The organism is Embleya sp. NBC_00896, assembly GCF_045207785.1.
Lineage (GTDB): Bacteria > Actinomycetota > Actinomycetes > Streptomycetales > Streptomycetaceae > Embleya.
The window spans coordinates 615642-641179 of the sequence record NZ_CP108776.1 but is presented as its reverse complement, the minus strand read 5'-3'; the positions used below and the strand labels follow the sequence as shown (position 1 = coordinate 641179).

Annotated in this window: 28 protein-coding genes and 2 pseudogenes; 18 read left to right on the top strand and 12 right to left on the bottom strand. The window is 72.4% G+C overall.

Annotation, left to right across the window (positions count from 1 at the left end; all coding sequences use genetic code 11):
- Window positions 1-85: 85 nt before the first annotated feature.
- The 4 genes and pseudogenes from OG928_RS02965 to OG928_RS02950 all read left to right on the top strand — a co-directional run bounded on the left by OG928_RS02965 (window position 86) and on the right by OG928_RS02950 (window position 4281).
- Complete coding sequence (locus tag OG928_RS02965; protein ID WP_406278727.1) at window positions 86-646, top strand: MarR family winged helix-turn-helix transcriptional regulator; 561 nt, start codon at window positions 86-88, stop codon at window positions 644-646.
- A 154-nt stretch (window positions 647-800) separates the two neighbouring features.
- Window positions 801-2486, top strand: a complete 1686-nt coding sequence (locus OG928_RS02960) for an ABC-F family ATP-binding cassette domain-containing protein (protein ID WP_406278724.1) — start codon at window positions 801-803, stop codon at window positions 2484-2486.
- Between the two features lie 140 nt (window positions 2487-2626).
- Window positions 2627-3175, top strand: a pseudogene (locus OG928_RS02955) (S1 RNA-binding domain-containing protein); the annotation flags it as partial.
- Window positions 3176-3277: 102 nt separating this feature from the next.
- Window positions 3278-4281, top strand: a pseudogene (locus tag OG928_RS02950) (IS5 family transposase).
- A 107-nt stretch (window positions 4282-4388) separates the two neighbouring features.
- Here OG928_RS02950 and OG928_RS02945 read toward each other — a convergent pair.
- Complete coding sequence (locus OG928_RS02945) at window positions 4389-4976, bottom strand: hypothetical protein (RefSeq protein ID WP_406278721.1); 588 nt, start codon at window positions 4974-4976, stop codon at window positions 4389-4391.
- A gap of 256 nt (window positions 4977-5232) precedes the next feature.
- Here OG928_RS02945 and OG928_RS02940 point away from each other — a divergent pair, with 256 nt between their 5' ends.
- Window positions 5233-5706: a DUF6228 family protein gene (locus tag OG928_RS02940; protein ID WP_406278718.1), complete on the top strand. Its 474-nt coding sequence runs from the start codon at window positions 5233-5235 to the stop codon at window positions 5704-5706.
- A 58-nt stretch (window positions 5707-5764) separates the two neighbouring features.
- Here OG928_RS02940 and OG928_RS02935 read toward each other — a convergent pair whose 3' ends face one another.
- Window positions 5765-6760 (bottom strand): asparaginase, encoded by a 996-nt coding sequence (locus OG928_RS02935; protein WP_406278715.1) that lies wholly within the window; start codon window positions 6758-6760, stop codon window positions 5765-5767.
- Between the two features lie 350 nt (window positions 6761-7110).
- Window positions 7111-7317, bottom strand: coding sequence for a hypothetical protein (locus OG928_RS02930; RefSeq protein WP_406278712.1), 207 nt, complete (start codon window positions 7315-7317; stop codon window positions 7111-7113).
- A gap of 274 nt (window positions 7318-7591) precedes the next feature.
- On the opposite strand from OG928_RS02930, the gene OG928_RS02925 reads away from it, so the two are divergent.
- Both OG928_RS02925 and OG928_RS02920 read left to right on the top strand, forming a co-directional pair.
- Window positions 7592-8107: an NUDIX hydrolase gene (locus tag OG928_RS02925; protein WP_406278709.1), complete on the top strand. Its 516-nt coding sequence runs from the start codon at window positions 7592-7594 to the stop codon at window positions 8105-8107.
- Window positions 8108-8402: 295 nt separating this feature from the next.
- Entirely contained in the window at window positions 8403-9200 is a 798-nt protein-coding gene (locus tag OG928_RS02920) for an exodeoxyribonuclease III (RefSeq protein WP_406278706.1), read from the top strand.
- Here the strand turns inward: OG928_RS02920 and OG928_RS02915 are convergent.
- Both OG928_RS02915 and OG928_RS02910 read right to left on the bottom strand, forming a co-directional pair.
- The gene (locus OG928_RS02915; protein WP_406278703.1) at window positions 9188-10282 is read right to left on the bottom strand and encodes a hypothetical protein; all 1095 of its coding nucleotides are present in this window, start codon (window positions 10280-10282) and stop codon (window positions 9188-9190) included. The two genes, OG928_RS02920 and OG928_RS02915, sit on opposite strands and share 13 nt — an antisense overlap.
- Window positions 10283-10447: 165 nt before the next feature.
- The gene (locus OG928_RS02910; RefSeq protein ID WP_406278700.1) at window positions 10448-11389 is read right to left on the bottom strand and encodes a helix-turn-helix transcriptional regulator; all 942 of its coding nucleotides are present in this window, start codon (window positions 11387-11389) and stop codon (window positions 10448-10450) included.
- Window positions 11390-11490: 101 nt separating this feature from the next.
- Between OG928_RS02910 and OG928_RS02905 the strand changes: the two genes are divergently transcribed.
- On the top strand, window positions 11491-12870 hold the full coding sequence (locus tag OG928_RS02905) for an MFS transporter (protein ID WP_406278697.1): 1380 nt from the start codon (window positions 11491-11493) through the stop codon (window positions 12868-12870).
- Here OG928_RS02905 and OG928_RS02900 read toward each other — a convergent pair.
- Entirely contained in the window at window positions 12856-13227 is a 372-nt protein-coding gene (locus OG928_RS02900; RefSeq protein WP_406278694.1) for a winged helix-turn-helix transcriptional regulator, read from the bottom strand. The genes OG928_RS02905 and OG928_RS02900 overlap by 15 nt on opposite strands.
- Before the next feature lie 106 nt (window positions 13228-13333).
- Here OG928_RS02900 and OG928_RS02895 point away from each other — a divergent pair, with 106 nt between their 5' ends.
- Window positions 13334-13963, top strand: coding sequence for an NADPH-dependent F420 reductase (locus OG928_RS02895; protein ID WP_406278691.1), 630 nt, complete (start codon window positions 13334-13336; stop codon window positions 13961-13963).
- Between the two features lie 59 nt (window positions 13964-14022).
- On the opposite strand, the gene OG928_RS02890 is transcribed toward OG928_RS02895, so the two are convergent.
- Together OG928_RS02890 and OG928_RS02885 are read right to left on the bottom strand one after the other, a co-directional pair.
- The gene (locus OG928_RS02890; RefSeq protein ID WP_406278688.1) at window positions 14023-14388 is read right to left on the bottom strand and encodes a DUF488 domain-containing protein; all 366 of its coding nucleotides are present in this window, start codon (window positions 14386-14388) and stop codon (window positions 14023-14025) included.
- A gap of 134 nt (window positions 14389-14522) precedes the next feature.
- A complete protein-coding gene (locus tag OG928_RS02885; protein WP_406278685.1) occupies window positions 14523-15158 on the bottom strand; it encodes an NAD(P)-dependent oxidoreductase in 636 nt (211 codons plus the stop codon).
- Window positions 15159-15260: 102 nt separating this feature from the next.
- On the opposite strand from OG928_RS02885, the gene OG928_RS02880 reads away from it, so the two are divergent.
- The 5 genes from OG928_RS02880 (at window position 15261) to OG928_RS02860 (ending at window position 19076) form a co-directional block, all read left to right on the top strand.
- The gene (locus tag OG928_RS02880; protein ID WP_406278683.1) at window positions 15261-15896 is read left to right on the top strand and encodes a TetR/AcrR family transcriptional regulator; all 636 of its coding nucleotides are present in this window, start codon (window positions 15261-15263) and stop codon (window positions 15894-15896) included.
- A 126-nt stretch (window positions 15897-16022) separates the two neighbouring features.
- Complete coding sequence (locus tag OG928_RS02875) at window positions 16023-17309, top strand: hypothetical protein (protein ID WP_406278680.1); 1287 nt, start codon at window positions 16023-16025, stop codon at window positions 17307-17309.
- Window positions 17310-17374: 65 nt separating this feature from the next.
- The gene (locus OG928_RS02870; protein ID WP_406278677.1) at window positions 17375-17710 is read left to right on the top strand and encodes a VOC family protein; all 336 of its coding nucleotides are present in this window, start codon (window positions 17375-17377) and stop codon (window positions 17708-17710) included.
- Between the two features lie 137 nt (window positions 17711-17847).
- Window positions 17848-18414, top strand: a complete 567-nt coding sequence (locus tag OG928_RS02865) for a SigE family RNA polymerase sigma factor (RefSeq protein WP_406278674.1) — start codon at window positions 17848-17850, stop codon at window positions 18412-18414.
- 11 nt (window positions 18415-18425) lie between these two features.
- Window positions 18426-19076, top strand: a complete 651-nt coding sequence (locus OG928_RS02860; protein ID WP_406278671.1) for a hypothetical protein — start codon at window positions 18426-18428, stop codon at window positions 19074-19076.
- Between the two features lie 156 nt (window positions 19077-19232).
- Here the strand turns inward: OG928_RS02860 and OG928_RS02855 are convergent, their stop codons facing one another.
- Together OG928_RS02855 and OG928_RS02850 are read right to left on the bottom strand one after the other, a co-directional pair.
- Entirely contained in the window at window positions 19233-20462 is a 1230-nt protein-coding gene (locus tag OG928_RS02855) for a serine hydrolase domain-containing protein (protein ID WP_406278668.1), read from the bottom strand.
- A 162-nt stretch (window positions 20463-20624) separates the two neighbouring features.
- Window positions 20625-21176: a GNAT family N-acetyltransferase gene (locus OG928_RS02850; protein ID WP_406278665.1), complete on the bottom strand. Its 552-nt coding sequence runs from the start codon at window positions 21174-21176 to the stop codon at window positions 20625-20627.
- Between the two features lie 119 nt (window positions 21177-21295).
- Between OG928_RS02850 and OG928_RS02845 the strand changes: the two genes are divergently transcribed.
- Genes OG928_RS02845 through OG928_RS02835 form a run of 3 tightly spaced genes read left to right on the top strand, consistent with a single transcriptional unit; the run spans window position 21296 to window position 23141 of the window.
- The gene (locus OG928_RS02845) at window positions 21296-21802 is read left to right on the top strand and encodes a methylated-DNA--[protein]-cysteine S-methyltransferase (RefSeq protein ID WP_406278662.1); all 507 of its coding nucleotides are present in this window, start codon (window positions 21296-21298) and stop codon (window positions 21800-21802) included.
- On the top strand, window positions 21799-22512 hold the full coding sequence (locus tag OG928_RS02840; RefSeq protein ID WP_406278659.1) for a 2OG-Fe(II) oxygenase: 714 nt from the start codon (window positions 21799-21801) through the stop codon (window positions 22510-22512). Before OG928_RS02845 ends, OG928_RS02840 begins: the two co-directional genes overlap by 4 nt.
- Window positions 22509-23141: a hypothetical protein gene (locus tag OG928_RS02835; protein ID WP_406278656.1), complete on the top strand. Its 633-nt coding sequence runs from the start codon at window positions 22509-22511 to the stop codon at window positions 23139-23141. The genes OG928_RS02840 and OG928_RS02835 overlap by 4 nt, the downstream gene beginning before the upstream one ends.
- Here OG928_RS02835 and OG928_RS02830 read toward each other — a convergent pair.
- Both OG928_RS02830 and OG928_RS02825 read right to left on the bottom strand, forming a co-directional pair.
- On the bottom strand, window positions 23133-23657 hold the full coding sequence (locus OG928_RS02830; protein ID WP_406278654.1) for an N-acetyltransferase: 525 nt from the start codon (window positions 23655-23657) through the stop codon (window positions 23133-23135). The genes OG928_RS02835 and OG928_RS02830 overlap by 9 nt on opposite strands.
- Window positions 23658-23721: 64 nt before the next feature.
- Window positions 23722-24630: a TIGR03620 family F420-dependent LLM class oxidoreductase gene (locus OG928_RS02825; RefSeq protein WP_406278651.1), complete on the bottom strand. Its 909-nt coding sequence runs from the start codon at window positions 24628-24630 to the stop codon at window positions 23722-23724.
- A 270-nt stretch (window positions 24631-24900) separates the two neighbouring features.
- Between OG928_RS02825 and OG928_RS02820 the strand changes: the two genes are divergently transcribed.
- Window positions 24901-25491, top strand: a complete 591-nt coding sequence (locus tag OG928_RS02820) for a TetR/AcrR family transcriptional regulator (protein WP_406278648.1) — start codon at window positions 24901-24903, stop codon at window positions 25489-25491.
- Window positions 25492-25538 lie beyond the last annotated feature (47 nt).

Genomic DNA, 25538 nt, shown 5'->3' with positions numbered 1-25538 from the left:
CGGGCGACAGGTGGAATCGGCGTCGGGGTGGCCCCGTCGACACCAGTTATACTTATATAGCTATAACTAAAGCTAGGATCAAGGGGTGGACGACACGACAACCGACGCCGCGCTGCGCCGCGAGGCCGGCGAACTCACCCCGCCGCTGTACGCGCTGGCCCGCGTGCTGCGCCTGCGCGGGGTGGACGAGGCCGGCCTGCGCCCGCTGCCGCCCTCCGACCTGGAGGTGCTGCGCTATGTACTCGAATCACCCGGCGTCGGGGTCGGCGTACTCGCCCGTGAGCTCGGCCTCCAGATCAGCAATGTGAGCACGACCGTGCGCGGACTCGTGGCCGCCGGGTTGCTCCGCCGCGAGCCGGACCCGCGGGATCGCCGCGCGGTGCGGCTGCTGCCCACGACCGACGCGATGCACGGCATGGCGCGGATCGAGCAGGCCTGGGCGGAGGTCTTCGCGGACTCGCTCGCGACCCTCGACGACGAGCAGCGCGCCGCGCTCGCCGCGGCGGTCCCGGCGCTGCGGGCCCTGGGAGCGCGCTGCGCGCACAGCGGGACACCGGGCCCCGGCGGTGAGTCCCGGCCGGCGCGGCCCGGGCTGCGCGGCCGGGCGGTCCGAAATGCACTGGCCCGTCCGGCGCGAAGCAGATAGGAAGGGACGTCGGCCGGCATCGGCCCGCGCCGACGCCGGGACTGACCCGACCGACCGACCGCACGAACGGCGCCGCCGGCGCCGATCTGACCGCCACCGATACCGCCACTGATACCGACACCGCCGACAGCAGGACGAAGGACGCGCGCACGCCATGGGCTACATCGATGTCAACACCATCGGCTTCACCCTCCCCGACGGGCGCGTCCTCCTGGACGAGGTGTCCTTCCGTGTCGGCGACGGCAAGACCGTCGCGCTGATCGGCGCGAACGGGGCGGGCAAGACCACCCTGCTACGGATCATCACGGGTGAGCTGAAACCCGACAGCGGCGCGGTCGCCCGCACCGGCGGGCTGGGCATCATGCCGCAGTTCGTCGGCCGGATCCGGGACGCCTCGACCGTGCGCGACCTGCTCATCTCGCTCGCCCCGCCGCGGATCCGGGACGCGGTGCGCGCGGTCGACGAGGCCGAGCTGGCGCTGATGGAGAACGACGACGAGAAGCACCAGATGCGGTACGCCACCGCGCTCGCCGAGTTCGGCGACGCCGGCGGCTACGACATCGAGCCGGCCTGGGACCAGTGTTGTCAGTCCGCGCTGGGCACGACGTACGACGGGGCCAAGTGGCGCGAGATCCGCACGCTCTCCGGCGGCGAGCAGAAGCGGCTCGCACTGGAGGCCCTGCTTCGCGGCCCCGACCAGGTGCTGATCCTCGACGAGCCGGACAACTACCTCGACGTCCCCGGCAAGCGCTGGCTGGAACAATCCCTGCGGGAGACCCAGAAGTCGGTCCTGCTGGTCTCGCACGACCGCGAACTGCTCGCCCAGGCCGCCGACCGGATCGTCACGATCGAACTCGGCGCGGCCGGCAACACCGTCTGGATCCACGGCGGTTCGTTCGCGAACTACCACGACGCGCGACGCGCGCGGTTCGAGCGGTTCGAGGAGTTGGGCCGACGCTGGGACGAGGAGCACGCCAAGCTCAAGGCGTTGGTCCTGATGTACAAGAACAAGGCGGCGTACAACGACGGCCTCGCGTCCCGGCTCCAGGCCGCCCGGACCCGGCTTCGCAAGTTCGAGGAGGCCGGCCCGCCGCAGAACATCCCGCGCGAGCAGGACGTCAAGATGCGGCTGCGCGGCTCGCGCACGGGCAAGCGCGCGGTGATCGCCGAGGGGCTGGAACTGACCGGTCTGATGAAGCCGTTCGACTGCGAGGTCTGGTACGGCGACCGGGTCGCGGTGCTGGGCTCGAACGGCTCGGGCAAGTCGCACTTCCTGCGGCTGCTCGCGGCCGGCGGCACCGACCCCGAGGTCGAGCACGAGCCGGTCGGCGACACGGTGATCCCGCCGGTGGCGCACAGTGGCCGGGCCCGGCTCGGCGCGCGGGTCCGGCCGGGGTGGTTCGCGCAGACCCACGACCACCCCGAGTTCGCCGGCAGGACGCTCGTCGACATCCTCGGCCGCGGCGACGAACACCGCAGCGGCCTGGGCCGCGAGGGCGCGGCCAAGGTGCTCGACCGCTACGAACTCGCGTACGGCGCCGAGCAGCCCTTCGACACCCTGTCGGGCGGCCAACAGGCCCGATTCCAGGTCCTGTTGCTCGAACTCTCCGGCGCCAACCTGCTGCTGCTCGACGAGCCCACCGACAACCTCGACCTGGTCTCGGCCGAAGCGCTCCAGGACGCCCTGGAAGCCTTCGACGGCACGGTACTGGCGGTCACCCACGACCGCTGGTTCGCCTCCTCCTTCGACCGCTTCATGGTCTTCGGCGCCGACGGCCGAGTCCGCGAAACCGACGGCCCGGTCTGGGACGAGGCCCGAGTGGACCGAGCCCGAGGCTGACCAACCCCACACCCGACCGCCTACCGGGTGGGCCCATCACCTCCGCGCCCACCCGGTCGCATGATGGACGTCGCCGAGCAGCCGCGATACGGTCCGGCCGTGATGATTCCCTGCGAGCCCGGTAGATGACGGGCGACAACCAAGAAGCATTCCGACTCGCCTTCCTCCGCGATCTGAGACGCGGCGAGATCCGCACCGGCATCGTCTCCGCGATCCCGAACCTCGGCCTGTTCGTCGACCTCGGCGGCGTCGATGGTCTGGTCAGCGTCGCGGAACTGTCCTGGACACACATCTCGCACCCGTCCGAGGTCGCCGCGGTCGGCGACGAGGTCAGGGTCGAGGTCCTCGACGTCGACATGGACCGACAGCGCATCTCGTTGTCGCTGAAGTCCCAACAGCCGGACCCATGGCGACAGTTCGCCGCCGACCACCCACCGGGTCGAACTCTGCCGGGAACGGTCACCATGCTGGTGCCCTTCGGCGCGTTCGTGCGGGTCGCGGACGGGGTCGAAGGTCTGGTGCACCTGTCCGAACTCTCGGATCACGATGTCGCGTCCCCCGAACTGGTCGTCCGGGTGGGCGACGAGGTCGCGGTCAGGGTGGTCGAGACGGATTTCGATCGGCGGCGGATCGCGCTTTCGATGAAGCAGGTCGCGGGGTCGCCCGGGTCCGGGCCGGGGCGTCCGGAGCCGCCGGAGGCGGCACCGGGGGTTCCCTAGAGCCTGTTCTGGGTTCCAATCTTCGGACTGGTTTTCCTGCGCGGGAGGGCGGTTGCTTGATACAAGGTCGGGATGACGCGTGGTGATCTGGCCGATGGCGAGTGGGAGTTGGTCGAGCCGTTCCTCCCGATCGGGGAGCGCGGCCCGTATCCGGGGCGGTTGCGGGACTGCTTCGACGGGGTGATGTGGCGTTTTCGCACGGGCAGTCCGTGGCGGGACGTTCCCGAGCGGTACGGGCCCTGGCAGACCGTCTACCAGCGGTTCCACGCGTGGGCCCTGGCGGGGACGTTCCGGGCCCTGATGGAGGCGATGATCGCCGAGGCCGCCGCCCGCGGGCAGGTCGAACTCGGCCTGGTGAGCGTGGACTCCACCGTCGTTCGTGCGCATCAGGACGCGGCCGGGATGGTCGTCGACGCCGAACTCCTGCGGGAGGTGGAGAAGGCCGTCGACGAGGAAAAGGGGATTCTCGAAAGGGGCAAAAGGGGCCGGTGACGGAGGGGGTGCCCGCAGCGGGGGACGAGGCGGCGCGCGCGGAGCGTCGGCGGGTGCGGCGCCGACACCGGGCCAGGCTGAGGACGGCCGCATTGGGCCGTTCGCGCGGCGGACTCTCCGCGAAGATCCACCTGTCGGCCGACCGCCGCTGCCGGCCGCTGTCCTTCGTGGTCACTCCCGGACAAGCCGCCGACAACCCGCGCTTCGTCGCCGTCGTCGAGGGGATCCGGGTCCGGGGCCCCGTCGGCCGACCTCGCACCCGACCCGGCGCCGTCGCCGCCGACAAGGCCTACTCCAGTCGCGCCACCCGCCTCTACCTGCGCAGACGCCGGATCAAGGCGGTCATCCCCGAGAAGGTCGACCAGGCCGCCAACCGCAAGAAGAAGGGCTCACGCGGAGGTCGACCGATCGGCCACGACGCCACGCTCTACAAGGACCGCAACACCGTCGAGCGCTGCATCCACAAGATCAAGGCATGGCGAGGCCTGGCCACCCGATACGACAAGACGCCCGACAGCTACCTCGCCGGACTCCACCTCCGCGGCGCAATCCTCTGGCTCCGCAGCCTCCGACCCACCACATGATCCGAACCCAGAACAGGCTCTAGTTCCGGTCACGGCACTGGCGGCACGTAGCGGCACGCCGATGCGGCGGCCCGGGGTGGGTGGGGCGCCGCATCGGGGTGTGGGTGTCAGTCTTCGCTGTCCGTGTCGTTCGGGTCCGGGATGAAGTCGGTGGCCGAGTCCTGCTTGTAGGTCAGCGTCGGTGCCCAGCCGGTCGCGAGTCCCGACCATTCCTGCCGCGCCGTCGCCGCGGACTTCGCGGCCGCGATCAGCTTGAGACGCGCGTACAGGTCCGGCAGCGCCGAGCTGTAGCTGCGGCCGACCTCGGCGAAGTGGCTGATCACCACGAACTCCTGGGCCTCCGCGCCCAGGTCCGCGATCGTGCGGGTGCCGCCGGCCCATTCCAGGATGAGCTTCGCCTGACCCGCGCCGCCGTCCGCGCCGGCCGAGAGCGTCGTCGCCAGGTCGACGTACCTGCGCGGCCGACCGCGTCGCACGGTCGGGTCGTACGCCTGCCAGCCGCCGCTGATGCGCAGCTTCGCCGACGCGAGGTGCGTGTTCATCGAGTCGATGATCAGTTGGCGGTGGCCGGACGTCTTGCCGCTGTCCGAGGCCATCCACACGTACACGTTCCAGATCCTGCCGTACGCCGTCATCTGTGCGGCGCTGCCGGCGACCAGCTTCTCGGTCGCGGCCAGGTCTTGTTCGATGGGCATATCCGACCCCCCTCGGGTGCTCGTTGCGGCACCCCCTTGCGCAGACTCCTGCGGGTCTGACAGGTCGTCAAGAGGTTGGACTTTATTGCCTTTTCACCGAAAATACGGACACGAATATGCTATGGAGGCGGTCTGGCAGGGGAATTGGAGGCCGCACGTCGGGTTGGCTCGTGGCCGGATTCGGATGTCGGTCAGCTACGCGCAGTCCGCGCAATCGGCATGACGGCACCGGGTGGTCTGCCCTACGGTTCGGCGGATGCGTTCCCATATCGACGAACCGAGCGACGTGACCGTCCGGTGCAACGACGACCGAGGCGTGGGCATCCGCCTCGGGGACGCCGTCCATCCGGACGACGACGCCGGCGCCACTCACCACGCCGCCGCCGGGCGCCTCGTGAACTACGCCGTCGAACTCCACGCGCCCGGAATGACGGCCCGACTCGACCGCGTGGTCGGCTGGACCGGGGAGGCGCGCGAGCTGGACGCCTTCCTCACCGACGTGGCCCGCGACTTCGGCGGTTGGGACGGTGCGCGCCGCTGGCACACCGACGATCGCGACTTCGCCGTCTCGGCGGTCTTCCGCTCGGGCGGGCGGGTCGAACTCACCTGGACGCTGCGCCCGTGCCGAGCCGCCGACGGCACGTGGACGGCGTCCGTCACCACCGTTCTGGAGGCGGGCGAACAGATGGCGGCGCTCGCGGCGGACGTGCGGCACTTCCTGTCCGGCTGATTGTCTGCCGAGGTACGCGGGCGTCTTCTCGTAGACCGTTGTCGGACCCGCCCACCGTTCAGCCGTGTTCGGCGAATCCCGCCGCGACCGCCTTCGGGTCGGCGCCGGTCGCCAGGAGCAGGCGCAGCAACACCCTTGCCTTGTACGGGTCGAGCAGGCCGCCGTTGATCAGCCCCCGCCGCTGTAGGTCCGTCTCCGAGCCGACCGCGCCGTACGTGTGCCGCAGCACCGAGCCCGCGCCGGTGCGCGAGGTCAGCACGACCGGGATACGCCCGGCCAGCGCGCCGAGCACCGGCGCGAGCGCGGACGGGACGTGGCCGACGCCGAACCCGGCGACGACCAGGCCCTGATGCGTGTCCGCGAGGCCGGCGAGGAGCGCGCCGTCGTCGTCCAGGGCGACCGTGTACAGCGCCACCCGGGTCCCCGCGAGGGCGGCCGTCGGCGACGGGACGGCCAGTGGCGCGGGCCGCGTCGGCGTGGCCAACACCCGTACGGCGCCCTCGATCACGTGACCGATCGGGCCGACGTTGGGCGACGTGAACGCGGCCGTGCTGGTGCTGTGCGCCTTGCGGACCCGGCGCGCGGCGTGGATCTCGTCGCCCAGGACAACCAGCGCGCCCAGCCCGCGGGCCGCGTCGGCGGCCGCGACACGGGCCGCGGCGAGCAGGTTCGCGGGTCCGTCGGGGCCGGCCAGGGTCGGGTTGCGCATCGCGCCGGTGAGGACGAACGGCTCCGGGTGCGGCCAGACCAGGTCGACGAGGTACGCCGTCTCCTCCAGGGTGTCGGTGCCCTGCGTGACCACGACGCCGACGGCGCCCGCGGCCACCGCGCGGGACGCGGCGGCGACCACGTCGAGCACCTGATCAAACGTCAGATCCCCGCTGGGCACGGCCTGTACGTCCTGCACGTCGAGCGTGACACCCAGCTCGGCGAGGCCGGGAACCGCGGCGGTCAGGTCCGCGCCGGTCAGACGGTTCACGACCGTACCGGTGGCGGAGCCGACGGCCCCCGCCATCGCGATCGTGCCACCGAGAGTGAACAACGCGACGCTCATTGCCGGTTCTCCCATCGCTTACCACCACCGACGGCCGTCGGGTCGACCGCCGCCGCACCTTACCGACTCGTTTCTCGGACCCGGTGAGGCTACGCGGTGTCCGGGGCCGGCCCCAAGGGGTTCCGGGTACCGGGAACTCGCGGCTGCGCCCCGACTTGGCCCCGGACGTGCGGCGACCCCGAGGGACCGTGGTCCACTCGGGGTCGCTGCCTGCCGTGTCGTGCTGCGTTTGTCGCGTTCACCGCTCGGTGCGGTGGTGCCGCCCCGCCGGGCGCGATGTCGGTCCGGTTCGTTCCGACATCGCACGGCGGGCCGCTTGCTCGGGCTCTCGCGCCGGGCCATCGCCGCTGTCACCGGGTGAGCAGCTGCAGGTTGCGGCGCATCCGCCCGGACTCCTGCGCGGCGGCGCCGGCCACGGCCTCGCGCTCCACACGCTCGGCGCGGCGGGCCTTGGCCTCGGCGCGCCGAGCGCGCAGCGCCGATACGACCAGGCGGTCGTGGTCGGCGGTGGCGAGGATGTCGCGCTGACGGGCCTTGAACATCTCGTACTCGATCATGTCTGTCTGTCTCCTGTTGCCTCCGACCCGGTCTCTCCGGCTCGTGGTAACAGCTTCGCGGCCCAGTGGGGTCGCAGACATGGGGTGGATGCCGCATCTATCGCGGGGCCCGGGGCCTGGGCAATCGCCTAAGGCGGACCAAGACGATCTAAGGCGATCTAAGGCGGCCTAAGGCGGGCCCGGGTGACCTAAGGCACCCGCTGAGCCCTGGTCGTACATGGTGGAACAGGGCGGTGGGGGTGGTCAAGGTTTCCCGGGCCGGGAAGATGGCCCCATGGCTGAGATCGTGATCGATTCGACGACGGTTCCCTGGATCCCGGTGTCGCACCGGGTCGACCTGCTGCTCTCCGGAGACCTCCCGGAGGGATATGTCGTCACCACCGCCTTCGTTCTCGTCCTGGACGGCATGGGGCGGACGTTGCTGACTCGGGTGGATCGACCGGGGCGGGGCTGGGAGGTGCCCGGGGGGCATCTGGACCCCGGTGAGTCGCCCGTCGTCGCGGGGGCGCGCGAGCTCGGGGAGGAGGCCGGGCTGTGGTTGGCGGCCGACCGGCTCACCCTCTTCGGTGGGCAGCGGATCACCTTGCTGGCCCCGCCGCCCGCCGACTACGGCTACCCCACACACGCGTTCCAGGCCTTCTACTCCGTACGCCTCGACCACGAAGGCGCGGCGACCGCGCCCGACCCCGACTCCGAGTGCGATGCCGCCGAGTGGCTCGCACGCGACGAGGTGGCGCGCCGGTGCCCCGACGCCGCGTGGTTGCCTTTGCACGCCGCGCTGTTCGGCTGACCCGACGGCCCCCACGCGCTGCCGGGCCCCTCGTGTCACCACCGTGTATCGCTGCGGGTATTTGCCCGGCCCGGCGGCCGACCCCGCCCCTACGGTGAGTGGTCCGGCAGATGCGGCCTCGCCCCCGAACACTTCGCCCCCGGCCCGGACCCGCACTGACCCGACCGCCGATCAACAGGCCCCGGACCTCGTGGCAATGATTCGCTGCGTCGTCCCCCGGTGCCTCGGCGTAGCGTCTCCGGGCAGCGGTACCCCCGCATCCGCGCCTCGACCCGAAACGGGCTAATCTGCCCCGATGATCACCGTCTCCACCGCGAACGTAAACGGGCTTCGGGCCGCCTCCGGCAAGGGCTTCACGGAGTGGTTGAACGCGACCTCGGCCGATGTCGTGTGCCTCCAGGAAGTGCGGGCCATGCCCGAGCAGCTCAGCGACGAGGTGCGCGATCCCAAGGGGTGGCACGCCTACTACGCGCCGGCCGCCGCCAAGGGTCGGGCCGGGGTGGCCGTGTACAGCAGGGTGAAGCCCACCGCGGTCCGGATCGGGTTCGGGTCGGCCGAGTTCGACGCGGCCGGGCGGTGGATCGAGGTGGATCTGCCCCAGGTCACCGTGGCGAGCCTGTACCTGCCCACCGGCGAGGCGGAGACCCCCAAGCAGGACGAGAAGGTCCGGTTCATGACGGACCTGGTCGCGCACCTGAAGGTGATGCGGGCGACGGCGGCGATCGGCGGGCGCGAGTCGCTCGTGTGCGGGGACTGGAACATCGCGCACACCGAGCACGACATCAAGAACTGGAAGGGCAACGTCAAGAAGTCCGGCTTCCTGCCGGCGGAGCGGGAGTGGCTCACCGAGCTGTTCGGCGCGGCCGACTGGCACGACGTGGTCCGGCGAATCCACCCCGAGGGCCCCGGCCCCTACTCGTGGTGGTCCTACCGCGGCAAGGCGTTCGACACCGACGCCGGCTGGCGGATCGACTACCACGTCGCGACCCCGGCCCTGGCGGACGTCGCGCTCACCGCCGTGACCGAGCGCGCGGACACCTATGCCGAGCGCTGGTCGGACCACGCGCCGGTGACCGTCGCCTACGACATCTGACCGGGCTCGACACCGCGCGGGGTCCCTCGACCCAGGACCGGTTCCAGCGCCCGGGCCAGGCGGGCCAACCACGCCTCGCCGTCGCCGAGCACCGACGGGTGATCCGCGCGGAACCGGTCCCAGTCGACCCGCCACCGCACGATCTCGCCGGCCGGCAGGGGCTCGGCGCCCAGCACCCGCCCGAGCAGGGACGGATCCAGACGCGTGTCCGGCGACTCCGCCAGCAGGACCGCGTCGTACAGGTCCTTGCCGAAGGCGCCGGCGGCCCCGTCGACTCCCGCCGCCACGGCCGCCGCGTCCGTACGCAGCCACAGCAGCTTCCAGGCGAGCGACAGCGCCCGGCTCACCGTGGCCGCGGCCACCGGCGGGCCGCCGTCGCCGCGTGGGATCGCGGTCCATCGGGCCGGCTCCGCGAGCCGCTCCTCGATGGCGTAGTCGACGTGGATCACCCCGTCGGGTACGCCGTCCGCGCGCCAGGGCAGGACCAGACGGACGCCGGTCACGGCGTAGTGGTCGTAGTTCCCCACGTACTCGCGCTCCGCGTCCGCCGCGGCCAGCTCGACGCCGGCGCCGGCGTCCGGGTGCAGCTGTAGCGCCTCGATGAGTTCCAGGTCCGGAAGCTCGGGCAGGTCCGGCCGAGGGTCTCCGAGTCCGTGGTCGTCGTCGGCGTACGGATCGAGTTCCGAGGCCAGCCAGCTCAGCCCCTCGGGCGGCGGGTAGGCCCGGATGCCCCGGGTGTCGAACTCGTCGTCGCGCCACAGCTCGCCCGCGCCCGCGCCGTCGTACGCCTCCGGCCACTGCTGCACCGCGGCGCGGTCCACGTGGGGGTGGCAGATGCAGGGGTCGATCGGCCACACCCACGTGGGTGCCATCACCCAGTCCAGATCACCCGGTTCGCGCGCCGCGTCGCCCAGCCACGCGGTCAGCGCCATGCTCCCGCGCAGCACCAACGCGCCCCCGGACGACCCTTCCACGCACAGCCGCAACACGTGGTCCAACGCCGTTCGCCGCGCGGCCCACCACCGCCGTTCCTGGTCCGCGTCCACGAATCCGGGGACCTCGATCCCGCTCGGGCGGCTCACCGACACGCCGACCTACCCGCGCAGCGACTCGGCAGCGAACAGCTCCCGACCCGCAGTCAGGCCGGAATCAGCGGCGCCCGCACCGGAGTCGGCCCGCAGCCGACCGGCGGGTGGGTTGCACGTACTCATCCGCCGACCCTCGCACGGCGGTCCGACACCAGGACATCACCGCGACCCACGGCCGGCGGACGCTCCCGGGGCGGCGCCGATGAGCTCGGCCTGCGGCAGGCCCACGGAATCGTCCGCTTGCTTGCACCGCTCGCAGCACGTCCGCGGGTTCTCCATCGCCAGCAGCCGGTCCAGCCGCTCCCGGGTCACCTCGTCGGCCGGCGTGTACACGAGCATCCGGGTCTCCGGCACGGCCAGTTGCAGGCGGGTGCCCGCGAGGCTCAGCTCGCCCACCTCGCCGTGCCGGAGCCGCTTGACATGCCGATTCGGCGAGGCGACCTCGCGCCGCTCCCACAGCCGCGCGAAGTCCGGGCTGGCGAGCGAGAGCCGCTCGACGAACCGCTCCCAGTCCGGTTCGCCGACATGGCGACCGAAGGCGGTCTGCAACTCGGCGACCATGCGCGGCATCTCGTACTCGCGGTCGACGAACGGGTTGCAGCAGTCCCGGGCCATGAACGAGGCCCAGATCACGTTGCGTTCGCCGTGCGGGCGCAGGGTGATCGGCGGGAACAGCTTGGCGTAGGCCGTGTTCCACGCCAGCACGTCGTAGCGCGCGTTGTACACCGCCGCGGGCATCGGGCCGAGCTGGTCCAGGATCCCCTGGACCTCCTCCGGCAGCTCGGTGCCCGGCGTCGGCTCGACCTCCCAGCGGACCTGCGCGAGCCGGTACAGGTGCGCGCGCTCGGCCGAGTCCAGGCCGAGTGTGTGCGCGACCGCGTTCAGCACCTGCACGCTCGCGTTGATCGGGCGGCCCTGCTCCAGCCACGTGTACCAGGTCACCCCGACCCCGGCGAGCAGCGCGACCTCCTCGCGGCGCAGACCCGGGGTACGGCGCCGAAAACCCGGCGGCAGGCCGACCTGCTCCGGCGTGCGGCGCTCGCGGCGGCTGCGCAGGAACGCGCCCAACTCCGTGCGTCGGCTCGCCGTGTTCGTGGTCATGCGGCCATCCTCGCGCGAGTGCGCGGCGGGTGCCAGGTGCTCTCGGTACCAGGATCGACAGGCTCTCGGCAACAGGATGGGCCCGCCTCCACGCTCGTGCCATGACCACCACCACCGCGGCGCCGGCCACGGCGCGAGCCGTTCATCCGTTGTTGCTGACCGCCCTGCTCACCGCACAGTTCATGGCGTTGCTGGACACGTCCGTCGTCAACGTCGCAGGCCCCACGATTCGTACCGACCTGGACACCAGCGGCGCGGGCCTCCAACTCGTCATCTCGGGCTACACGATCGTCTACGCGATGCTGATCGTCACCGGCTCGCGGCTCGGCGGGCGGCTCGGCTTCCGCCGGGTCTTCAACGCGGGACTGATCGTCTTCACCCTCGCGTCACTGCTGTGCGGGCTCGCGTGGGACGACGCGTCGCTGATCGGGGCGCGGGCCGTCCAGGGCGCGGGCGCGGCGCTGATGGTGCCGCAGGTGCTCAACCTCATCCAGGCCACCTACACCGGCGTCGACCGGGCCCGCGCGATGGGCCGCTACGCGGCGGTGATCGCGGGCGGCATGGTCGCCGGGCAGGTGGTCGGCGGGCTGCTGGTCAGCGCCGACCTGTTCGGCCTGTCGTGGCGGCCGGTGTTCCTGATCAACATCCCGGTCGGGATCGCGCTGTACGTGCTGGCCCGCCGCGCGCTGCCCGCGGGCGGGACGTCCTCGGCGCGCGGCCTGGACGGGCCGGGCCTGGCGCTGCTGGCCCCCGCGCTGCTGGCGCTCGTGGTGCCGCTGGTGATGGGTCACGAACTGGACTGGCCGACCTGGGGTTGGCTGAGCCTGGCGGCGTGCGTCGTGCTGTTCGTGGCCTTCGCGGCGGTCGAGCGGCGGGCACCGGCACCGCTGATCCCGGTATCGCTGCTGCGCGTGCCCGGGGTGTTGGCGGGCGCGATCACGCTGCTCCTGGTGATGACCGCGTTCGGCGGGCTGATGTTCGCGACCGCGCTGTACGTGCAGAACGGCCTGGGCTACAGCGCGCTGGAGGCGGGGCTCACGTTCATCCCGTCCTCGGTCGTCTTCGCGGGGGTCTCGCTGCGCTGGCAGCTGCTCCCGGCGGCGTGGCACCCGCGGCTCCCGATGATCGGGATGCCGATCGGCGCGGTCGGGTTCGCGCTCAGCGCCTGGGCGTTCGGCACCGGGCAGCCGCTCGCGGTGCTGCTGGCCGTGATGGTGGTGGGCAGCTTCGGCCTGGGCGTCGCGTACAGCCCGGTGATGATGCTCTCGCTGCGCCGCGTCCCGCTGCCGCAGGCGCCCGACGCGTCCGGCCTGATGGTGACGATGATCCAACTCGGCCAGGTCCTGGGCGTGGCCGCCTTCGGCACCCTGTACCTCTCGATCGGCACCGACTTCCACCACGCGGGCGAAGTAACCGCGACGGCCATCGCCGCCACAGTCCTCCTCACCACCGCCCCGGCGGCCCGGCTATCCCGTGGCTGAGTCGGTGTCTGCCGCGTCCTGGGCGGCCAGGACGCGGTGGCCGTGTTCGACGGACCAGGCGCCCAGGGCGCGGAAGGGGATCAGGAGGGTGTGGCCGAGGTCGGTGAGTTCGTACTCGACGCGGGGCGGGGCCTCGGCGTAGGCGTGTCGGGCGACCAGGCCGTGGTACTCCAACCGGCGCAGCGTCTCGTTGAGGACCTTCGCGCTGATTCCGCCGATCTGCGCGCGCAACGCGATCGGCCGCATCGGGCCGTCGGCCAGCGCGTACACGACGACGCTGTTCCACCGGTTGGTGAGCAGGTCGAAACCGATCCTGGCGCGGCAGTCCGCGACGTACTCGCCCTCGTGCTCCGTCATGCGTCCATTCTGGCCCGCCGATGGATACCGAACGGTTCCCATCGACCCGCCTAGTTTCGAGGACGAGGAAACGGCGGCAACAGGCGGATCGAGTCGAGGGATCGGTATGCGAATCGGGATTCTGGGTGCGGGCAACATGGCCGGCGCGTTGGGCGCCAAGTGGGTCCGGGCCGGGCACGACGTGGTGATCGGGGCGCGGTCGGCGGAGCGGGCCGAGGTGCTCGCGAAGCGGATCGGGGCCCGGGCGGGGACGTTCGCCGAGGCGGCCGGGCACGGGGACGCGGTGCTGTCGGCGGTCGGGCACGGCGCGGCGGCAGAGGTGGTCGGGCCGGCGGCCGAGCGGCTCGCGGGCAAGGCCCTGCTGGATTGTTCGAACCCGATCGTGCCCGGCCCGGGTGGGCTGATGTTGACCACGGGCGGGGGACCTTCGGCGGCGCGGGCGCTCGCGGACGCGGCGCCGGGCGCGCACGTGGTCAAGGCGTTCCACCTGTGCGCGGCGGAGGTGTGGGCCGGGGCGCTCGCGGACGGCCTGGCGGTGCCGCTATGCGGGGACGACGCGGACGCGCTCGATGTGGCAGGGGAGTTGGTCGCGGACGTGGGGTCGGTCCCGTTGCCGGTGGGCGGCCTGGAACGCGCGGGGTACCTGGAGGCGACGGCGGCGATCGTGATCGGGATGTGGTTCGCCGGGCAGGACCCGCGCACGATGCTGCCGCTCGCGGAGAACGCGCACGGCTGAGCGGCGCGGTCGGGGGCGAGGGATCGGGGAGAGGGAGCAGAGCGCGGTGAGGGCCGCGATCAGGGGCTCTCGCGCAGGAAGTCGAGCAGGACCGGGACGTGACTGTGGTCGGGGTCGCGTACCGCGGTGAGCAGGGTCACCCGACCGTCGCCCGCTCGGGCGAGGAGGCCCGCGCGTGCCGCGCGGGCCTCCTCCGTGTCGAGTTCGTCGCGGTAGCGGGCCCGGAACACGTCCTCGGCCAGGCCGCCCGCGTGCCAGGCGCGGCGCAGGTCGCCGGACGGGGTCAGGTCCTTGGCCCAGTCGTCCAGGAGGGCGTCCTCCTTGCGAATGCCGCGCGGCCAGAGCCGGTCGACGAGCACGCGCAGACCGTCGTCGGGTCGGGCGGGGTCGTACACGCGGCGGACGGTGAACGTGGGCTCGGCCATGGCGCCTCCCGGGCGGGGATCGGTGCCGGCGTGTACCCGCGCCGGGGCCGATTCACCGGGCGACGCCGCCGGCCCGCCGGCAACGGGAGCCGATGGCGCTTCGCGGCGCCCGCCCGCGGCGCCGGTACGCGGCCTCAGTAGGCCACGCCCACCGGTTGCCGGTAGGTCGCCGGGTCGTCCAGGACCGCGAGCATCGCGTGCGCCAGGTCGGCCCGCGCGATGGTGGCGCCCCGCGGGACGCTGCCGCCGATGTGCGTGCGGTAGGTGCCGGTGACCTTCGCGCCGGTCAGCTTCGGCGGCCGCATCGCGGTCCAGTCGGTGTCGCTGCGGGCCATCTCGGCCTCCATCGCGCCGACATCGGCGTACACGTCCTTGAGTACCGCGCGCAGGATCGGGATCAGCATGCCGCGCACGAACAGCGAGTCCTCGCTCGGGGTGGGGCCCACCGGCGCGGCGCTGATCGTCACCAGGCGCCGGACGCCCGTGTCGGCCATCGCGGCCAGGATCGCGGCGGTGCCCCGCTCGGCGATGCCGGTGGACTTGCGGTTGCGCGGCCCGAGCCCGGACAGCACCGCGTCGCGGCCTTCGAGGGCCGTCCGCAGCTCGGCCGGATCGGTCACGTCCGCCCGGACGACGTCGATGTTCGGATGCTCGACCGCGGGCTGCGACGGTGCGCGGACCACGGCGGTGACCTTGTGCCCGGCGGCCGCGGCTTGGCGCAGGATGTGCCCGCCGGTGGCACCCGTGGCTCCGAAAACGGTGAGCCTCATGTCAATCCTCCCGAGGTGGGTGAGCGTTCACTCACCTCTCTATGGTGAATACTTACTCACCACACGTCAAGTCCCGGCCCCGACGAACGGACGACCCCTTCGATGCAGCCCCCGACGCAGCCCCCGACGCAGCCGCGCCCGGCGGTCCCCACCCGGGAGCGGATCCTCGACGCCGCCGAGCAGCTGATGCGGACGCTCGGGCTCGCCCGCACCACGACGAAGGAGATCGCGCGCGCCGCGGGCTGTTCGGAGGCCGCGCTGTACAAGCACTTCACCGGCAAGGAGGAGCTGTTCGTCGCGGTCCTCCAGGAACGGCTGCCCCCGCTCGGCCCGCTGCTCGCCCGGTTGACCGCGGATCCCGACGCGCCCGGCGCGGGAGGTGTGGAGGAGCGGCTGGCCGCGATCGCGCTCCAGGCCGCGCTGTTCTACGAGCAGAGCATGCCGATCGCCTCGTCGCTGTTCGCCGACCCCGCGCTGCTGGTCCGGCACCGTGAGGCGCTGCGGGGGATCGGCGCCGGTCCGCACATGCCGCTGCGCGCGCTCGCCGGCTACCTGCGGGTGGAGCGCGACCGCGGCCGGATCGCCGCGACCGCCGACCCCGACGCGGCAGCCGAACTGCTCCTCGGCGCGTGCTACCAACGGGCGTTCCTGCGCCACTTCATGGGCGTCGAGGACGGCCCCACCGCCGAGGAATTCGCCGCGGCCGCGGCCGCTACGCTGGTCCGGGGGATCGCCTGACCAGGCGTCAAGAAGGGGTGGGCCGGGCCGTGTTCCCGTTCGGCACGGGACTCGGCACGCTCGATCCCAGGGCCCCCACGCCCGCACCCGACGACGCGCGACCGCACCGAGCACGGGGGAACGAGCATGAGCGAACACGCGACCGGAGCCGCCGAGCCCACCGACGCGGACCGGGCCCGGGCACTCATCGCGGCCGGCGACGTCGGCGGCGCGCTGAACCATCTGCGCCGCACCGCCGACACGATCGACTCGGCCGACCTGGCGCACGTCACCGAGGCACTGGCCCAGCGCGTGCAATACCTCGAACTCGTGATCCACGCCTCGGTGTTGATGGCCTATCCGGGCAACGCCGAGGCGCTGTACAAGTTCGGTTGCGCGTGCAACGACCACAACGCGCCGTTCCTCGCGATACCGGCGCTGCGCGAGGCGCTGCGGATGTACCCGGACGCCGAGAACGTGCGCGGGGAACTGGTCGCCGCGTATCAGCAGGAGTACCGGTACGCCGAGGCCGTCGCGGTGCTGACCGAGTACGAGGCGGAGCTGCCGGAATGGCCGGAAGGCTATTCGCTGGCCTACAACACGCTCCTGACCGGCGACATCGAGGGTGCCGCGGCGCGCTATGCCCGGATGTCCCCTCCCGAGGACCCGCAGTGGCAGCACCTGGACGACCGCCTCCGGAGCGCGCTCGGCAACGTCGGCGCGGCGCGCGCGGTCGGCCCGCTGGACGACCGGGACCTGCGCGGCTGGCACTTCGTGCTGACCGGCGGAGTGCTCGCGACGCTGTCCCCGTACGGCTCCGGCGCCGGGGAGTCCGGGCGGTGGATCCGCCTCCGGGACGACTACGCGATGTGCCTGCACGGCCTGCGCCGGCTGCGGCTGGTGCCGGCCGCGACCGGCCGTGCGCCGACCACCGTCTCGCTGCTGTCCGATCGCGACAGCCACATCCTGGGCCTGCCCGCGCTGCCGTTCGCGCCGGGGCGTCGGGACACCGTGGTGGTGGCGTACGACCTCAACACGGTCGGCCGCCCCACGCTGCGGGCCGTGTACGACCGGGCCCCGGAGCAGATCCTGTTCGAGCACGCGACGTGCTGGAGCGAACCGTCGCCGATCGCCCCGGACCTGAGCACGCTGCTGGTCCAGTCGGTGGTCGCACCGTGGGGTGAGCGGCCGCGCCGGGGCGGGGACGGCGTCGAGCGGATCGCGGCCGACGAGCGGGCGGTCGAGGAGGTCGCGCGGGACATCGTCGCCGCCGGCCCCTACGACGCCTCGGGCGACGGCACGACCGCGCCCGACCCGGACGAGACCCTGACCGCGTTCGCGACCGCGATCGCGCCGCACTGGCTGACGGGCACGCGCGACCGGCCCGCGGCCCCGGGACCGGTGCGCGCCAACCGCGAGTTCCTGGTCGGATAGGCCGCGACACCCCGAACGAGTCGGGCAGCCGCCGATGCGTCGGGGGCTCCCCCTATCGTGCGCAGATGGAACTGACCGCACATATGATCACGATCGACTGCGCCGACCCGCGCACCCTCGCCGCCTGGTGGGCGAACGCGCTGGGGGTGGAGATCGCCAAGGATTTCGGTGAGTTCGTGATCGTCGCCGCCACGCCGTTGCTCCTGGGCTTCCAGCGCGTGCCCGAGGACAAGGTCGGCAAGAACCGCGTACACGTGGACTTCTCCACCCCCGACCGGCCCGGCGAGGTCGAGCGTCTGGTCGGGCTTGGCGCGTCGGTCGTCGCCGACCGCAGCGTGCCGGGGCTCGCCTGGACCACGATGCAGGACCCCGCGGGCAACGAGTTCTGCGTTTCGGAATAGCGGCGTGGCGCAGGTCCGTTCACCCCCGGCGGAGGTCTCGGTGACGAACGCCGGGGTTCGTCGTCCCGAGCACGGGTGGCTGTCCCGAGCATAGATCCGACCCTCTCCAGGCGTCTTTACGGGTGAGGGAGGGAGCGTTGAAATCCCATGAGGAAGACGAGTTTCGGGCGTTCGTCGAGTCCCGTCGCAGGGGCTTGGTGAACACCGCGTACCTGCTGTGCGGCGACCGCGACGACGCCGAGGATCTGACGCAGGCGACCCTCGTCAAGGTCTACGGCGCCTGGTCGCGCGTCGCGAGCAGGGACGATCGGGACGCCTACGTGCGCCGAATACTGATCAACACCAACGTGTCCCGGCACCGAAGACGCCGCGTCGCCCACTTCCTGACGGACCGTCTGCCGGACCGGGCCGGGCCCGATTCCACCGCCGACCTGGCGGGACGCGGCGTCCTGGTGGCGGCCCTGGGCCGATTGCCGGCCGGGCGCAGGGCCGCGGTGGTGTTGCGGTATTGGGAGGATCGATCGGAGTCCGAGGTCGCGAAGATCCTCGGCTGCAAGATCGGTACGGTGCGCAGCCAGGCCCATCGCGGACTCGCGCAACTTCGTAAGGATCCCCAACTCGCCGACCTGATCCCATATCAGGCGGTGTCCCCCTCGCTTCACGACACGGAGGTGCGGTCATGGCCGACCACGGCGCCGCACTGAGGGAGGCATTGATGGCGGAAATCGAGACGGCGGAGCTGCGCGTACCCGGCGCGGAAGAGGTGATCCGCGCGGGCAAAGCGCGCGGGAAGCGACGCCGGTTGCTGCTCGCGTCGGCGGTGTCGGCGTGCGTGCTCGCGGGCGGTGGCGGCACGGTCATCGCGTCCTCGATCGTCGACGAGAACGGGGAGTCGTCCGCGATCATCTCGGTGGACCCGGGGACCACGCTGCCGTCGACGGAACCGGGCTCGGTGGTGACGGAGGGGACCACCCGGGGCCAGGTCTGGCGGATCCGTTCCTATCTGCGCGCCGACGGGATGTTCTGCCAGCGCGAAATCGAGCCGACCGGCGTCGAGGGCGGCGGAGCCTGTTACCAGCGGAACCCCGGGGAGCGGATGAACTGGTCGGGCAGCACCGAGCCCAATCCCGACGGCACGTGGAGCTATCAGCTCAACGGCACGACGTCGACCGCGGTCGACCACCTCAGGATCACCTGGGACGGCGCCCAGGCCCCCGTCGTGGTGCGATCCGCGCCGATGACCGCCGACATCCGGGTGTTCCACGCCAGGGTCACCGCCGAGGGCGGCTCACCGAAGTTCACGGTCACCGGCTACGACGCCGCCGACCGGCAACTTCCGAGCATCGACCCGCCGGCCAAGGACTGATCGCCCGCCGCCGGACGGGACTGATGAAGCCCGTCCGGCGGCGCTCGGGCCGAGCGGCATCAAACGCTCGGGCCAAGCGGCATCCAGTACCGTCCGGTGTTCGAGGACGGGGGGCCGGAGGTCGACCCCCCGGACCGGGCACCGCGCCCGCCCGTCCTACCCGGCCAGGTGCGCGACGAGCGCTCGCAAGGCGGTGATCGTCTCGCGATCGAGGCCCTCGTCGTCCGCCGCGGGCCACGCGCTGGTCTTGACGATCACCACGTCCGCGTCCGGATCGACGTACAGGTATTGGCCGAACACGCCGATGCCGGTGAAGGCGCGCCGCTCCCCACCGAGGGTCCACCACTGGTTCGCGTACCCGTAGTGCGGATATCCACTGGGCCCGAGCGCGCCGACCGCCACATGCGGCAGATCGTGGCCACGGCTGCGCGCGACCCACGCCTCGGGCACGATTTGCTCGCCGCCGTGTGCGCCGCCACGCGCCATCAGCAGGCCGATCCGGGCCAGGTCGCGCGTACTGGCGTTGAGCGAGCCACCGCCGAGCGCGGTCCGCGGCCGGCCCCGGGTGAGGAAGTAGTAGGCGTCGTGCTCGGTGCCGATCCGGTTCCACAGCCGGGTCGCCGCGTACTCCGCCATCGGCATGCCGGTCGCGCCCTCCAGGACCCAGCCCAGCACCTGCGTGTCGATCGTCGAGTAGTTGAACGCGATACCCGGCTCGCTCATCGTCGGCAGCGACCGGATCACCTCCAACACGGATCCACCGGCGGTGACCGCGCGTTCGAACCGGTTGATCGCGCTCTCGGGGATCGTCCAGTCCTCGATCGCGCCGGCGCCGCTGGACATGTTCAACAGGTGCTCGACGGTCGGCCCGTCGAACGCCGACCCGACCAGGTCGGGACAGTACGCGACGACGGCGTCGTCCACACTCTTGATCGCTCCCTCGGCGAGCGCGATCCCGATCAGGATCGAGGTCACCGACTTGGTCAACGAGAACGCCTGGAACCGCACGCCGGGCCCGGCGAACCGCCCCGGATAGCTTTCGTGCACGATCGCTCCGCGATGCAGCACCAGGAACGACGTCGTGAACGTGCGCTTGTGCAGGTCCGCCAACGACCGCTCGAAGCCGCCGAAGGTGTAGCGCGCGTCGATCTCCCCGGCCCCTTCGGCCCCCGGGGACCGCTCCGGCAACACCGACACCGATGCGGCGCGTGGCACGACGGTCTTGGGCATCAACGCGTGCATGTGCGTGAACGTCCACTCGTTCACCGGCCGGCGCATCATCAGGTCCCCCTGATTCCGCCACAACCACACACTCCCGGCCACGGCCCCGGCCAGCGCCGGAGCCCTCCCGAGCCACCGCCGGGCACTCGACGAAGTCGCGTCCACGTCGTTCTCCCTACCGCTCGCATCGGACCCGGCCGTCCCCACGGGGGACCGAGACCACCGGGCACCACTCGGCGCAATTCGGCGCAATGACGAGCGAAGCCTAATTGCGGGCGTCCCGGGAGTGCCGAAGGCGGCCGGGTGATTTGTTCGGGGTCGGTCGGCTCAGGTACGCGAGCGGAGGTAGCGGCCCCGGGCGAGTTCGGTGACCAGGACCGGTCGGCCGTGGCCGGGGACCGTGGTGCGGCGTTCCTCGGTCATGCCCAGCTTCGTCATGATCCGGGCCGACGCCGTGTTGTCGACGTGGCAGATGCCGACCAGGCGCGGGACGCGCGCGTACTCGAAGGCGAAGCGCAGGACCCCGTGGGCGGCCTCGGTGGCGATTCCGTGGCCCCAGCAGGGGCGGGCCAGCCGCCAGCCGATCTCGACGGTGGGCATGACCTCGGGCAGGAACTCCGGGACGGCCAGGCCGGCCCAGCCCGCGAGCGCGCCGACCGGGCCCGGCTCGGGGGTTCGCAGCTCGACCGCGAACAGGCCGAACCCGCGTGCGTCCCAGTCCCGTTCGTACTGCGCGAGCGCGGCCTCGCTCTGTGCCCGGGTGCGCGGGTTGCCGTCACCCACATAGCGCATCACCTCGGGATCGGCGTTCATCGCCGCGAGCGCGTCCAAGTCGTCGTCGCGCCAGCGGCGCAGCAGGAGTCGGCCCGTCTCGATCATCGAACCATCCTGCCCGACCACCGCGACGGGCCGAAACGCGATGTCCGATTCCCGCCGGACGGCGCGCCCGCGAGGACGCACAGTGGGTGATGGAAGCACCTACGACGAAGGAAGCGATCATGACCGTCCACACCACCCTCGACAGCCCGCTCGGCGAGCTGCTCCTGATCGGCGACGTCCGCGCCGACGGCACCTTCGCCCTCGCCTCGCTCTCCGTGCCGGGCCAGAAGGGCGGTGCCACACCGCCCGCCGACTCGCGCGCCGACGCGGCGCCGTTCGCCGACGTCCTGCGCCAGCTCCGGGCCTACTTCGCGGGCGAACTGCGGGACTTCGACCTCCCCTTCACCACCCGTGGATCGATCTTCCAGGAGCAGATCTGGGCCGCGATCGACGAGATCCCGTACGGCACCACCACCACCTACGGCGCGATCGCCGAACGTGTGGGCACCTCGCGGGCGGGGGTCCGCGCGGTCGGCACCGCGATCGGCGCCAACCCGCTGCTCCTGGTCCGGCCGTGCCACCGCGTGATCGGCGCGGACGGCGCGCTGCGCGGGTACGCGGGCGGCCTGGACCGCAAGGAGTACCTGCTCACCCACGAGGGTGCGCTGCCGGCGCGGCTCGGGTGACCGCCGTGGACACGCTCTTCGCCGTCGAGCCGGTCGGCTCGGAGCTCGCCGCACAGGTCGACGAGCACGGCCACGCGCTGACCCACCGGATCCTGGACCCGGCCGCGTGTCGCGAGATCGCGGCCCTGTACGACCGCCCCGAACTCTTCCGCGCCACGATCGACATGGCCCGGCACCGGTTCGGGGCCGGGCAGTACCGCTACTTCGCCGACCCCGTGCCGGAGCCGATCGCGGCGCTGCGCGCCTCGTGCTACCCGCACCTGCTACCCGTCGCCCGTGCCTGGGCCGAGCGGCTCGGCCGGCCCGCGCCCTGGCCGGACACCCTGGCCGAGTGGCTGACGATGTGTCATGCGGCGGGCCAGCGACGGCCGACGCCGATCCTGCTGCGCTACGGGCCGGGGGACTGGAACGCGCTGCACCGCGACCTGTACGGGGACCTGGTGTTCCCGTTGCAGGTGGTGATCGGCCTGGACGAACCCGGCGTGGACTACACCGGCGGCGAGTTCCTGATGGCCGAGCAGCGCTTCCGGGCCCAGTCGCGGGGCACCGCGATCGCTCTGCCGCAGGGGCACGGACTGGTCTTCACGACCCGGGACCGGCCCATCCGCTCGGCGCGCGGCTGGTCGGCGGCGCCGATGCGACACGGGGTCAGCACGGTTCGGTCCGGACTGCGCCGCACCCTCGGCCTCGTCTTCCACGACGCGGCGTGAGCCGGGTGTACACGCTGATCGGGCCGGACGGGCAGCCGTACCGCAGCACGACGCCCGGCACGCTCGGCGGAACCACGAGCGGTCGCCTGTACGGGCGACTGGACTGCCGTACCGCGCTGCGCGCGATAGAACGCGGCGGATACGTCGCGAGCCGGGTGTTCTTCGCCGCCGAGGCGGACGCGATCGCGGCCGGGTTCCGGCCGTGCGCGGTGTGCCTGCCGGCGGAGTACGCGCGCTGGCGGGGCCGCCCGCCGACCCCGCACACCGAGGCCGAACTCGCCGCGCTGTTGGGCCGGTTGACCGGCTGCCGCACGCTGGCGATCGGCCACGGCCGGGACCGCGCCTCGACCGCGGCGGCGCACGCGCTGGCCGCGGCGTGGCCGGGGGAGGTGGTCGCGATCGTGTCCTGGTCCGAGCAGGCCGCCTCCTGGTTGCGCCCGGCGCTGCGGCTGACCGCGCACGCCCCCGACGCCTGGGTGGTGGCGGGGACGACCCCGGGCTGGACGGGGATGCGCGAACGGCTGCTGCGCAGCACCGACTGGGATCCGGGCCGGACCTACGCCTTCGCGTCGTTGGCGGACGCGATCACCGAGCCGGGCGACGACGCGGAGACCTGGTGGTCAGCGTGAGGCGTACCGGACATTCGTGAACGGCCAGCACTCGGCCAGCCACGCGGAGACCTCGCGGTACAGCGGTTCGTCGAGCTCGGCGCGGTCGGCCCGGACCCACGAACGCACCTGGGTGACGGCCGGATCGTCGCGGTCGGGGTAGATGTAGACGCACCCGATCACGTCGCCTTCGGCGGTACCGTCGTCGCCTTCGCTGTCGCTCTTGCCGTCGCTCTTGCCGTTGCTCTTGGCGTCGCTCTTGGGGTCCAGCACGGTGTACGTGAAGCCGGTGCGCCGCGCGAAGTCGTCGGCGTGGCGCACGAGATCGCGCAGGTTGTCGGCCGCGGGCATGCCCTCGGCCGGCGGCCAGTGCCGGTCGGCGAACCCGGGCGTGGCCCGGATGTGTTCGATGCTCGACGACCAGGCGGCGAGGTCGGCCGCGTTGTGCCGCGCGGCCAGCGGCTCCAGCCGAAACGACGGTGTGGACGGCGGCGGCGGGACGACGAACGAGTCCGGGACGAAAGTGCTGTCGGGCATCCCGGGAGCATACGTGGATCGGGCGGAACCGGCGCACCCGCGGGTGCTCGTACGGCGGCTGCGGTCAGTCGAACTCGCCCACGAGTCCGGCCAGTTCGCGCCATTCGGCGAGGGGCATCCGGTCCTGGTCCGGGGTGAGCACCTGGAGGCAGACGTGGTCGGCGCCGGCGTCGAGGTGTTCGCGGACGCGGGTGGCGACGGCGTCGACGTCGCCGAGGGCGAACAGGGCCTCGACGAGGCGATCGCCCCGACCGTCGAGCTCGGCCTCGCTGAAGCCGAGGCGGCGCAGGTTGTTCATCTGGTGCCGGGCGATCCGGTAGGCGGCCGCGACGGCGTGCGCGGTCGCGAGTGCTTGGGCGCGGTCCGGTGCCAGGGACACCGACAGCGCCACGGACAGGTAGGCGTCCTTGCCCATAGTCTCGCGGGCCTGCGCGGTGTGGTCCACGGTGACCAGATAGGTGTGCGCGCCCCACGTGCGCTCGGCGGCGAGCGCGAGCATCCTGGGGCCCAGGGCCGCGAGGACCCGGCGCCCGGGTCGCTCCGGCGGGGTACCGATCAGGACGGCGGCGTCCATGTCGTCCAGGTACGCGCCGACGGTCGCGACCGCCGGGGCGGTGTTGGCCTTGGGCATGCCCGGCACATCGGCCTGGCCGGTCGCGCGGTGTCCGCCGAGGCCGAGGACGAACCGGTCCGGATATGCCTCGTTGAGCGTGCGCTCGGCGGCGGCCATCAGGCGCGGGGTGCGCTCGGACATGATGGCGATCCCGGTCGCGACCGGCAGCGTACGCGTCGCCGACAGCAGGAGCTGCGCGTGCGTGGTGGCCTCGCGGCCGATGCCCTCGCCGACCCAGAGCCCGCCGTAGCCGAGCTCCTCGATCTCGGCCGCCGCCTCCCGTACCGCGCCGGCCGGCTGCCCGTCGAACGCGAACGTCCACAGGCCGAGCCGCCCGAGGGCGGCCTTGTCGTGCTTCATCGGTTCCCCGTCTCGTGTATTCGGTCCAGCCGGTCCAGCCGGTCCACCCCGGTCATGCCGTCATGTCGGTCTCGGCGGTGCGGTGCGGTGCCGTGCGTGTCGGGCGACTCGGCGCGTACCGGCGCGTCGTACGGCACGGCTCCGCCTCACACCTTCCGGAGGTATCCTCCGGTTTGCTTCGCTCACCATATGGAGGCAGGCTCCGTTTGGCAACACGAAGGCATCCGCCGGCAAGGCGTCAGGCGGCAAGGCATCCGGAAGGGAGCACCGATGACGCGACCCATGCGGGCCGACGCCCGCCGCAACTACGACCGACTGCTCGCCGAGGCGCAGGTCGTGTTCGGCGAACACGGCACCGACGCCTCGCTGGAGGAGCTCGCGCGCCGCGCCGGCGTCGGGATCGGCACGCTGTACCGGCACTTCCCCACCCGCGACGCGCTGATCGAGGCCGTGGTCCGGGACCGCTTCGACCGGCTGGCCGCGCGCGCCGAGGCGCTTCGCGACGCCGATGCCGCGCGCGACGCCCTCGCGACGTGGCTGCGTCTGCTGATCGAGGGGGCGGGGACGTTCCGGGGGATGAGCGCGGCGCTGATGACCACGCTCGCCGACGAGACCTCGCAGCTGTACGCCTCCTGCCACGCGATGCGCGCCGCCGGCACGGACCTGCTCACCCGCGCGCAGCGGGCCGGCGAGGTCCGCCCGGACATCGACACGGACGAGCTCTTCACCCTCGCCCACGGCATCGCCTGGGCCCACGAACAGCGCGACACCGACGACCCGCACCGCCTGGCCCGGCTCATGGAGGTGGTCATGTTCGGCCTCGCGACGCGGCCTCGATCCGACCTCGATCCGGCGCGGTGATGCCCGAACCCGGGTGAGGTCGCCCATCCGGACGCCGGGTGGCGCCG